Raw genomic sequence first — 10,221 nt, forward strand, 5'->3', positions numbered from 1 at the left:
GCTTACACGAGCGCTCGTAATACCCCATCATCTCGCCTATATCGCCTCCCGTTCGCTCTATCATCCAGCCCGCGTTGTAGCATCCCGGAGCGTATTTTTTGTTGCATAGAGTGTTGTTTATCGCAAACGACTGCACCTCGTCGCCCAGCTCTTCTTGCATGAAATTAGCTAGCGCCAAGCAACCGGGCAAATACTCGTAAAGGACGCAGCTAGCCTTGTAATACGCGCTAATCTTGGTCTCGCGCTCGCTCTTGTCCGCGGCCTTTACTAGATTATTTTTATAAAGTTCGCCAAGATAAAAGCAACCCTCGCCGTCTCCTTTGGCGCAGGCTAGGCTAAATAGCCCCTCCGCCGCGCCGTAGTCTTGCTTTAAGTTAGCAGCTACCATGCCCGCTTGCACGCACTCTTTGGTAGCGTTTAGGTCGGGATTTTTGCATTTTTTGACCTTTTCTAGCGTATCTGCGGCCAGCAATGGCGAAAGGCCGGGCTCGCGCGAATAAATTTATCGCCGCAAGCAGCGCGATGATGAAGAATTTCATTCGTATCCTTTTAAAATTTAATGTGCGATTATAGCAAAAACGCGGGGGCGTTTTTCGGCTCGGACGAGAAATTTAGGCGCGATCGGAAATTTCAAGCAAATACAAAACGCATAAATTTATTAGACTTAAATAATCGGCAAAGCAAAAGCCGCGAGCCTAACCCCGCGCTTTGGCGATGCAAGCGGTGACGGCATCCATCAAGGCGCCGCGAAATCCGCCGTTTTCAAGCGCGGCAAGTCCTTCTATCGTGGTTCCCGCCGGCGAGCAGACCTCGTCTTTTAGCGCGGCCGGGTGCTTGCCGCTTTGGATCAGGCGCGCCGTCCCTTCCACGGCTGCCGCAACGGCGTCGTAGCAAAGCTGCCTAGGCAGTCCGCCCCGCACGCCGGCATCCGCCGCAGCCTCGATAAAAGCGCACGCATACGCCGGCAAGCTTCCCGCGATGCCCGTAAATGCGGCAAACCCAGTCTCGTCTATCTCGTAAATTTTGCCTATTTTTGCGATTATTTCGCGCACGGTCTCTTTCTTAGCCTCGCTAAATCCAGCGTCAAAGCAAAGAGCCGTGGCCGACGCGCCGATGCAAGCTGCTATATTTGGCATCGCGCGAGCGATATAAACGCCCTCGCCTACGATTTGCCTAGCGCGATTTATGCCAAAATTAGGCGCCAAAAGAAGCAAAATTTTGCCCGCAAGATCAGGCGCGATCAGGCGCAAGATAGCCTCGTAGCTAGCGGGCTTAGTAGCCAGCACGACCGCGTCCGCTTCGCGCGCTAGATCCGTTTCGCTCGCGGCTATTTTTACGCCGAATCTCTGCCGCAAGGCTTCGTTTTTACTTCTGGCGCAGGCTATGATTTCAAATTTCGTCTTTTTTTCGCATTCGCGCGAGCTCGCGTTTTTATCCGTTTGCGCTAAATTTTCCGCCCTTTGCGCCTCGCTACCGCCGCTGGATTTTCGCTCGTCCTCGGCCGAGCTTCGCACTGCGCCGGCCTCGTCAGATTGCGCGCGCCAAAGCGCCTCTATCATCGCGCCGCCCATATTTCCGCCGCCGATAAAGCCGATTTTAGGATTTTTCATTTTGCCGCCTTTCTTAGAGTGCCGATTTTAACCGCTTTGCCGGCAAGCGCCTCGCGTACCGCCGCGCTATCCGCCCAGATCGCGCCCGTAACCTGCCCAGGCGCCAAGGTATAAACGCCGCCCGTCTGCGCCTCGTCGCTCGCCTTAAACTCGTTGCCCACGACCAGCTCATAGACGTCTTTCGTATCGTTTTCAAATTTGATCGCCGCTTTTAGCGTCGGCGCTTCGCCCTGCTTTGCCGCGCCTGCGTACTGCTCGAGTACGTTTTTACTAAGCCTGCCGTAGACGCCGCCGAATTCGTCCAGATATATCCGCACGGCGCGCTTGTCCGAGTTTTTGCCGCCCTTTTCGCCCTTGCCGGCGCTAACGCTCATCTCGTAGGCGGTTTCTCCCGTCGGGAAATCCTTAAATTTAGCGTCCGGGACGAAAACCCGCACGTTGTCCGTTACCGTTTTCGTCTCGTGCGTCTGCGGCGTTATACCCGTTAGCACGAGCGTGGATTTCACGTCCGAGCTTTTATCCGAAGCAAGCGCGGAGATCGGCACCCGCGTAAGCAGCGTCGTCTCGTAGCAGCCGCTAAAAATAAACGCCGCGGCAAGAGCTAAGATAAATTTTAGTTTTTTCATCGGTTTCCTTTAAAGATTTTGCCTATTTTAGCAAAATTTCGCCTTGCATGTCTGCGCGCCGACTCGCGACGGGTCAAATTTCATCGCCGAAAAAGTCGCCGTCAATATCGCAAATCTCGATATTTTGCCGCACTTGGACGCCTAGTTTGTATTTTATCATCAGCTCCGCCAGCCGCTCACCGTCGATCAAAACGACCGTGTGACTTTGCACGTTTGCCGCATACTCTTTGGCATCTTTGCTAAATTTTGATGTCGTGATAAATACGCCCTTTTTGGTCTGCTTATCCGAGATCGCGCCGACGAATTTTTGAATTTCAGGGCGTGAAACTGCGCCTTGCCAGCTTTTAGCCTGCACGTAAATTTGCGACAATCCAAGCTCGTCCTCGTCTATGATACCGTCTATGCCGCCGTCCGCGCCGCTTTTGGTTAGTCTGCCTACTCCGTAGCCCATTTTTTCGAGCAAACGCGCCACCAAATACTCAAAAAAGCTCGGATCTTTTTGCGAAATTTCGTCTAAAATTTTAGATTTTAAATATTCATTGAGTTCATTTGTAGCTCGCTCTATGACTTCAATTGGAGTATAATTTAATTCTTCCTTGTTATTTAGTATATCTAATTGGTCTTTTTGCGATACATTTCTAATGCTTTTATTGTTAAATATTTCATGTTTCCATTTTTCAAATTCTTGGTGGACATTGTTACTTAAAAACAACTTTTTACCGTATTCGGTAATTTCATAAACACCACGCTCAACTCTTTTAATTAAACTCTTATCTTGATTATTTTCTCTAAAAGTTTCAGGTATTATAAGATAAGTCAAAGCCCATGAAGCGCGATCCTCGTAAACAAATTTTCCATTTGTAACGACTCTTTTTAATTCATCTGGTTTACAACAAAAGTCTTTGATTAAAAATCCATAAGCTTCACCATAAACTTCTCTAAGTGTCACTCTAGTATTTTTATAAATAAACTTTAATATCAAAAACATCATATCTTTATAATTTGGTACCATTGTTTTCCTTTATAGCTTTTAATTTCACTCAACAAATGTTTTAAATTTGCAAATTTGAGCACAAATTTGAATGTAAATTTTTAAGGCGAAGTATTTTTGTCATAGACGAGGCGGATGAGCAAGGGCAAAGGAGCGTATATATAATACGTGACTGCAACCCGCAGCGAAATCCAACGAAGTATATGACAAAAAGACAAGTCGCTAACGAATTTGCCCACTGCCGCGGACGATGTATTTATAGGTCGTAAGCTCCCTCACCCCCATCGGCCCTCTGGCGTGCAGCTTTTGCGTGCTGATGCCGATCTCGCCGCCAAATCCAAACTCGCTGCCGTCGCTAAAACGCGTAGAGGCGTTGGCGTAGACGACCGCGCTGCCGACTTCGTTTAAAAACCGCTCGACGTTTGAGTAGTTTTCACTCAAAATCGCGTCCGAATGCCCGCTGGAATGCGCGTTTATAAAGCCGATCGCCTCATCCGTATCTCGCACGGCGCGCACAGCCAAAACGAGATCCAAAAACTCGGCGCCAAAGTCGCTCTCACTTGCAGCCTTGACGTTTGCCGTGCCGCGCAACTCCGACTCGCACGCATCTAGCAGCTGCTCGCTCACGCGAAACTCGACCTCCGGCATCTCGCGCACAAGCTCCGGTAAAATTTCGCCCGCCACGCCCTCGTGCAAAAGCACGCACTCAACGGCGTTACAGACGCTTGGACGCTGGGTTTTGGCGTTTTTAATTATCCTCGCGGCCTGCTTTAAATTTGCGCCTTCATCAACGAAGATATGACACACCCCCTCGCCCGTCATGATGATCGGCACGGTCGCGTTTTGCGCGATAAAATCTTTTAAGCTCTTACCGCCGCGCGGTATCAAAACGTCGATATACTCGCCCATTTTCGCCATTTGCGCCACGATTTCGCGTTCAGCGCTCTCCACGAGCTGCACAGCGCCTGCTGGTAAGCCAAATTTCGCCCCCGCTTCGTTAAATAAATTTAGCAAAAAAATGTTCGAATTTAGCGCGATGGCGCTACCTCGCAGGATCGCCGCGTTGCCGCTTTTTAGCGCCAGAGCCGCCGCGTCGATGCTGACGTTTGGGCGACTCTCGTAGATGATGCCCAGCACCCCCAGCGGCACGCGCACGCGGCTGATTTGCATGCCATTTGGATGGCTCCAGCCGCCTAGATTTTCGCCCACGACCTCTGCAAAGCCCGCCACCTCGCGCACACCCTGCGCCATAGCCTCGATACGGGCGTCCGTTAGTCGCAGACGATCGAGCAATGCCGCACTAAGCTCCGATTTCTCGCCGTTTGCAAGGTCTTTGGCGTTTGCCGCTTTTATCGCGTCCTTTTGCGCGAGCAGCTCGTCCGCTACGGCGTTTAAAATTTCAAATTTAGCCCTGCTATCAAGTCTCAAAAGCTCGCCGCAAGCGGCCTTTGCGCGCTTACAGATCTCTAAAATTTCGTTCATTTTCGCTCCTTAATCTATAAAAACCGTACGCAAGCGTCCCGCCCCCCCGCAAGCGCGGTAAGGCAAATTTTAGCGATGCGTCTACCAAATTTTAGCTTTAAATTTGACCTGATTATAGCTAAATTCGTCCGGATTTCATGTGACCGTAAAAATACGCTATAATCCTTAAAATTTTATGAAAAGGAAGCAAATGGGCGGGATAAAAGAGTTTTTAAAACACGAAGCTAGCGGCGGGATTTTGCTGATGATCGCTACGGTCGCGGCACTACTATGTCAAAACACGTTTTTGAGCGATTTTTACAACGAGTTTTTAAAGACCAAATTTACCGTGAGCTTCGGCGAATACGGGCTAAGCAAACCCTTGATCTTGTGGGTAAACGACGGGTTGATGGCGGTATTTTTCTTTCTCATCGGACTCGAGCTAAAGCGCGAAGTGCTAGAGGGCGAGCTAAAAAATCCGTCGCAGATCGCGCTGCCTGCCATCGGCGCGGCAGGCGGCCTGATAGTGCCCGCGGTTATCTTCTATCTTTTTACGAAACACGACTCCTTCGCGCTTGGCGGCTGGGCGATACCGACGGCGACGGATATCGCGTTTGCTCTGGGGATTTTGAGCCTACTTGGGCCTCGCGTACCGACTAGTTTAAAAATTTTCCTCATGACGCTGGCGATCGTCGATGATCTTTGCGCGATCGTGATTATCGCGCTATTTTACACGAGCGAGCTTAGCGCCCAAATGCTTGCGGTCGCGAGCGTTTGCCTAGCCGCGCTTTTCGCGCTAAACAGACTCGGCGTAAAGAGCAAGGCAGCCTATCTAATCGTAGGCGCGGTGATGTGGGTAGCTGTGCTAAAATCTGGCGTTCACGCCACGCTTGCCGGCGTCGTGGCGGCCTTTTTCATACCGCTTAGCTTTAAAGACGAGCCGGGCAAATCTATGCTAAAAAGCATTGAGCACGACCTGCACGGCTGGGTGGCATTTGGCGTGCTGCCGATATTTGCCTTCGTAAACGCAGGCATCTCGCTGCGAGGCGTCGGACTGGACGAGATTTTGTCTCCGGTCGCGCTAGGCACGGCGCTGGGGCTTTTCGTCGGCAAGCAAGTCGGAGTATTTGGATTTAGCTTTTTAGCGATCAAATTTAAGCTAGCCAAGCTACCGGAGGGGTCAAATTTTATCCAGCTTTACGGCATCGCCGTGCTTTGCGGCGTAGGATTTACGATGAGCCTTTTTGTTAACGGCTTAGCCTACGACGACACGGACGTATTTGCCTACACCGATAAGCTTGCTATCTTGCTAGGTTCGGTAGTTTCGGGCGCAGTCGGGTTTATATTGCTAAAATTTAGCACCGAAAATCTGGGCACGGTAGAAAAACGGTAGCGAGCAAAGCGGCTCACTACCGCCGGCCGCCTCGTAATCTATAAATCAAATCGCACGCTACGTGCGCAAAGCTCGCAAACACAAAGCCGATAGCTAGCGCGACGGCTAGGTTGTAAAGCGCGCTGTCGTTTGCTAGGGCGTAGTCGTCAAATCGCACGTAAACGCCCCATCTGCCGCCCATTCCTTCAGGCGCAAAGAGCAGCCCGCTAAGCGCGAGAAAGCAAAATCCGCCAAGCACGAGGAATTTCGCCCCCGTCACGATCAAATTTAGGCGTCCAAAGTCTGCGCGGCCGTAGTTTAGGCAAAAGACGGCGGCGAAAAAACAGATCCAAAACGGTGCGGCGCAGGCGTAAAAAGCAATCACGTTTAGGCTCGCGCCGTTGTTTGCGAAATCGTCCAAAAACGGCGCAAAAACCCGCACGCCGCGGATAAAAGGCAGCCAAAATTTAAGCTCTAAAATCTCGTCCGAGCTCAAATTTAACGCCCAAATCCCAAGCGCCGCAAAAAATAAGACCCCGAGCGGAAAACGGAGCCCAGCCTGCTAAAATCGCTCTCTCAAATAAGCTTTTACGCGCCGCAGAGTCGTGCCCGAATTTGGTTTTCGTCGCTTCTTTTTCGTTCATTTTTTTCCTTAAATTTATCCGTATTTCAAAGTGCGCTCAAAAATCAACCGTCAAATTTAACGGCGACCGCACGGCTAGTTCGGGTAGTCAAATTTGATCAAATTTAGCCGCCGCGTCCGTTTAAATTTCGCCCGCCATGCAGGAAAATTTGCTCTAAATTTAGCGCAAATTTGACGCGATGACGACCAAATTTAGCCGCAGACAAACCGCCAAATTTAACCTAAATCAGCGCGATGTTGTCGATATGCAGCGCCTCATCCTCGTATTTGTAGCCAAGAACCGCCTCGATCTCCTCGCTCTTGCGCCCTTTTATGAGGGCTAGCTCGGCCGAGGAGTAGTTTGTTATGCCGCGAGCTAGCGCCAGACCGCTTGCGTCTTTGATAGCCAGCGCTTCGCCGCGCTCAAACTCGCCCACGACCTCGCGGATGCCGACTGCTAGCAGGCTTTTGCCCTCTTTTAGCGCCTTTGCCGCGCCCGCGTCGATAGCGACCGTGCCATTGTCCGCGGCCGAGTAGGCGAGCCAGTATTTACGCGAATTTATCCTATTTTTGCCTGCCAAAAATAGCGTCCCGACCTCGCAGCCCTGCGCTGCTCGCACGATGTTTCGCGGATCCGCGCCGTTTGCGATGATAAGGTGAGTGCCGTTTTTGGTCGCCATCTGGGCTGCGGTTATTTTGGTGCGCATGCCGCCGGTGCCGAATTTACTGCCCTCCGCGCCCGCAGCCGCTCTAATGCTATCATCTAAATTTTCGACCAAATTTATAAATTTAGCATCCGTAAAAATGCTTGGATTTTTATCGTATAGCCCGTCGATATCGGTCAAAATCACGAGCAAATCAGCCTCGATTAGTCCCGCAACCAGCGCGCTTAGCGTGTCGTTGTCGCCCACTTTTACGCCCCTTATTCCCTCGCCCACGACGGGGTCGTTTTCATTGATGACGGGGATGATTTTTTTAGCGAGCAAGGAGCGCAGGACGCTACGCATATTTAGGTAGCGGCGGCGGTCGCTAAAATCGTCCTTAGTTAGCAGTAGCTGCGCGACCTTTTTGCTGTGCGCCCAAAATAAAATTTGATAAAGATGTATGAGCGAAACCTGCCCGATGGCGGCAAGCGCTTGCTTTTCAACGATGGATTTTGGCTTGTGCGCGAGCTTCATCTGACCCATGCCAGCGCCCACGGCGCCCGAGGTTACGAATACCACTTCGGCGTTTTCGTTTAGTTCGCTTAAATTTGCTACGATTTGTTTGATTTTATCCTCGTTTAGCGAACCGTCCGCGTTTGCCAGCGTTGATGTGCCGATTTTTACGACGATGCGTTTCACGCCGCCTAGAAGCTCTTTTCTATCCATTTTACCGCTCCGAAATTTTTGAAAATTATACCCAAAACGGCTTATTTTAAATTTTAGCTTTAAAATGCGGCGGCGGCGCGAAATCTAGGTAAATTTAACCAAGCGGCGCGACCTTGCGGGCGGTTACCGTGCAAATCAAACACCTGATAAAACCTGCGCGAATTTAGCAAGGCGTTTCGTTTGCGGCAAATTTCGAGCGTTTACAAAATAGCGGGCGCAGTTAAAATTCGGAGCTAAATTTAAGCCTCGCCGCGTTCGTTCGCGCGCCATTTAATCCGTGCCGTAAATATCTAAATGCCGATGCGAGCGCAGCAGGCAAGCTAAAACGCGCGGCGAATTTACTCCGCAAAATCCGCATAAACGCCTAGCCTGCTCTAAGATTCAAACTCGCGGCAAATTTACGCTAAACGACAAAGCGCAAAATTTAGCTTAAATTTAGCCCGTAGACGCACATCTTGCACGAGTTTTTGATCTTGCTAAAAATGCGGAAAATTTTCGCCGCAAGGCACCATTTTTCAGGCCTTATGTCCATCATCACGCCCGTTTTTAAAAGCTTAATGCGCTCGTCCCACGCTTCAAGCGACCTCTCGTCGTCGATGCCGAGTTTAAATTTAGGCGGATTTGCGATATAGCGCAGTACGTCGTGCTTTTTAGGCTCTATGCTAGCGGCGAAGCGACTGAGCAAATCAAGCATAACTACGCCGCTAAATCTCTGCGCTAAATTTCGCATAAACGCCGAAATCTCAGGCTCGCTAAAATACATCGCCACGCCTTCTAGCACGAAGATAAACTTCGCTCCTTCGTGCCGCGCGCGCAGTTCGTCCATCCACGCGGTCTCAAACATCGAGGCTTTGAGGCTAAAATTTAGCGCGGATTTTGGCACTAGCTCGCCCCGCAGGTCAATGACGTCGGGTAAATCAAGGTCGTAAAACAAGGCACCCGGTAGCTGCTTTTCAAGCCTTAGCGGACGCGTATCAAGCCCAGCTCCGACTTGGACTACGACTAGCTTTTCGCCCGCGTTTTTGCGAGCGAAATCTAAAATCTCGTCGTCGAAAAACCGCGCTCTAATCACGGTGCCGGTTTTGCTAAATTTGCCGCCTTTAAATTTAGCGAAATCATAATCTATACGCTGCATAACCGGGCGCGAAAAGGGATCGCCCAGTATAGGATCCGGCTCGTCGTTATCCAGCGCGCGGAAATACAAATTTATAAACAGCGTCTCTGAAATCGCGTCGTTAAATTTGATATTTTTTGCTTGCATAGCTTCTCCTTTATGATAATCTATCGCAATTATAACTCAAAAAGGAGAAATCCGCGCTTTCATTTTACGCGGTTATTTATCTTTCATCTTCCAAATTTTGCGGTTTAGGTTAAGCTCGCTAACTATGGCTAAAAACCCGTCTAGCTCCCTAGCGTAGCGCACCGCGCCGTCGCTTCCTAGCAAGCTGGCGTTGATATCGGGTTCGAAATTATCCCGCCAAGTCTCGACTGCTACGTAAATTTTATCTTGCGAGATTAGTATATTTAGCGGCGCGTCGAGGCTTAAATGAAGCGTTAAAATTTTCTCCATTAAAACGGGCGTGAGCGCGTATCTAGCGGCGATTTGATCGCTTGAATAGACCTTAAAATACTCGTTAAACCGCGCGTCGTCCATATAGGCTCGCTCGCCGTAAACGGCTAAATTTTGCGAGCTTTTGTGGCATACCGAGACGTAGGCGTCGACGTTTTTGTGAAAATCGGCGGTAAATATCGCGCCTTCAAAAAGCGTCTCTCTGCGCTCGCCCTTATCGGTTTTTATAATTTTTGCGGCTTTAAAATCGCCCAACCGCACGCTCACACCCTCTACTTGCCCGCTAATTAGGTCGTTTGAGTCGTATTCGTCTACGCGGCAGTTATAGACGTGAAGGAAATCTTCAAGCGGCGTTTGCCCGTAAGGATCGTAGTTTAGCCCTCTTGAATTTACGAGCGCGCGGATGATTTTGTCTTTGAAATTTTGCTTGTAGGCCTTGATTTTAGGTGCGGCGCTCATAGAGTAGACAAAGGCGCCAAGACCGAAGGCTAAGGCGAGTGAGTCTTCTATCTTAAATTTTAGCGCCGTTAGTCCCGCGGCAGCGGCGATCGCCGCTAGCACGCTTATCGCGCTATATTTTTTGGTCTCTTTTAGCGTCT

The 10,221-nt window shown here is 50.2% G+C and carries 11 protein-coding genes; 1 reads left to right on the forward strand and 10 read right to left on the reverse strand.

Annotated features, from left to right (window positions below; translation table 11 throughout):
• From QZ147_RS06365 to QZ147_RS06385, 5 genes are all read right to left on the reverse strand, one after another.
• The coding region (locus tag QZ147_RS06365; RefSeq protein ID WP_295148332.1) for a hypothetical protein at positions 1-472 on the reverse strand (472 nt) is incomplete at its 3' end.
• A 223-nt stretch (positions 473-695) separates the two neighbouring features.
• Entirely contained in the window at positions 696-1,610 is a 915-nt protein-coding gene (gene proC, locus QZ147_RS06370; RefSeq protein WP_295148333.1) for a pyrroline-5-carboxylate reductase, read from the reverse strand.
• Positions 1,607-2,236 (reverse strand): hypothetical protein, encoded by a 630-nt coding sequence (locus tag QZ147_RS06375; protein WP_295148335.1) that lies wholly within the window; start codon positions 2,234-2,236, stop codon positions 1,607-1,609. Before QZ147_RS06375 ends, proC begins: the two co-directional genes overlap by 4 nt.
• A gap of 73 nt (positions 2,237-2,309) precedes the next feature.
• Complete coding sequence (locus QZ147_RS06380; RefSeq protein WP_295148337.1) at positions 2,310-3,248, reverse strand: restriction endonuclease; 939 nt, start codon at positions 3,246-3,248, stop codon at positions 2,310-2,312.
• 201 nt (positions 3,249-3,449) lie between these two features.
• Positions 3,450-4,709 (reverse strand): glutamate-5-semialdehyde dehydrogenase, encoded by a 1,260-nt coding sequence (locus QZ147_RS06385; protein ID WP_295148340.1) that lies wholly within the window; start codon positions 4,707-4,709, stop codon positions 3,450-3,452.
• 190 nt (positions 4,710-4,899) lie between these two features.
• On the opposite strand from QZ147_RS06385, the gene nhaA reads away from it, so the two are divergent.
• Positions 4,900-6,081, forward strand: coding sequence for a Na+/H+ antiporter NhaA (gene nhaA / locus QZ147_RS06390; RefSeq protein ID WP_295148343.1), 1,182 nt, complete (start codon positions 4,900-4,902; stop codon positions 6,079-6,081).
• 16 nt (positions 6,082-6,097) lie between these two features.
• On the opposite strand, the gene QZ147_RS06395 is transcribed toward nhaA, so the two are convergent.
• From QZ147_RS06395 to QZ147_RS06415, 5 genes are all read right to left on the reverse strand, one after another.
• A complete protein-coding gene (locus QZ147_RS06395) occupies positions 6,098-6,556 on the reverse strand; it encodes a hypothetical protein (RefSeq protein ID WP_295148346.1) in 459 nt (152 codons plus the stop codon).
• Entirely contained in the window at positions 6,528-6,704 is a 177-nt protein-coding gene (locus tag QZ147_RS06400; RefSeq protein WP_295148349.1) for a hypothetical protein, read from the reverse strand. Before QZ147_RS06400 ends, QZ147_RS06395 begins: the two co-directional genes overlap by 29 nt.
• A 220-nt stretch (positions 6,705-6,924) precedes the next feature.
• Complete coding sequence (proB, locus tag QZ147_RS06405; protein ID WP_295148352.1) at positions 6,925-8,052, reverse strand: glutamate 5-kinase; 1,128 nt, start codon at positions 8,050-8,052, stop codon at positions 6,925-6,927.
• Positions 8,053-8,476: 424 nt separating this feature from the next.
• Complete coding sequence (locus QZ147_RS06410) at positions 8,477-9,313, reverse strand: class I SAM-dependent methyltransferase (protein WP_295148354.1); 837 nt, start codon at positions 9,311-9,313, stop codon at positions 8,477-8,479.
• Between the two features lie 72 nt (positions 9,314-9,385).
• The coding region (locus tag QZ147_RS06415) for a DUF3137 domain-containing protein (RefSeq protein ID WP_295148357.1) at positions 9,386-10,221 on the reverse strand (836 nt) is incomplete at its 5' end.

This window comes from uncultured Campylobacter sp., from assembly GCF_905371695.1.
GTDB lineage: Bacteria > Campylobacterota > Campylobacteria > Campylobacterales > Campylobacteraceae > Campylobacter_A.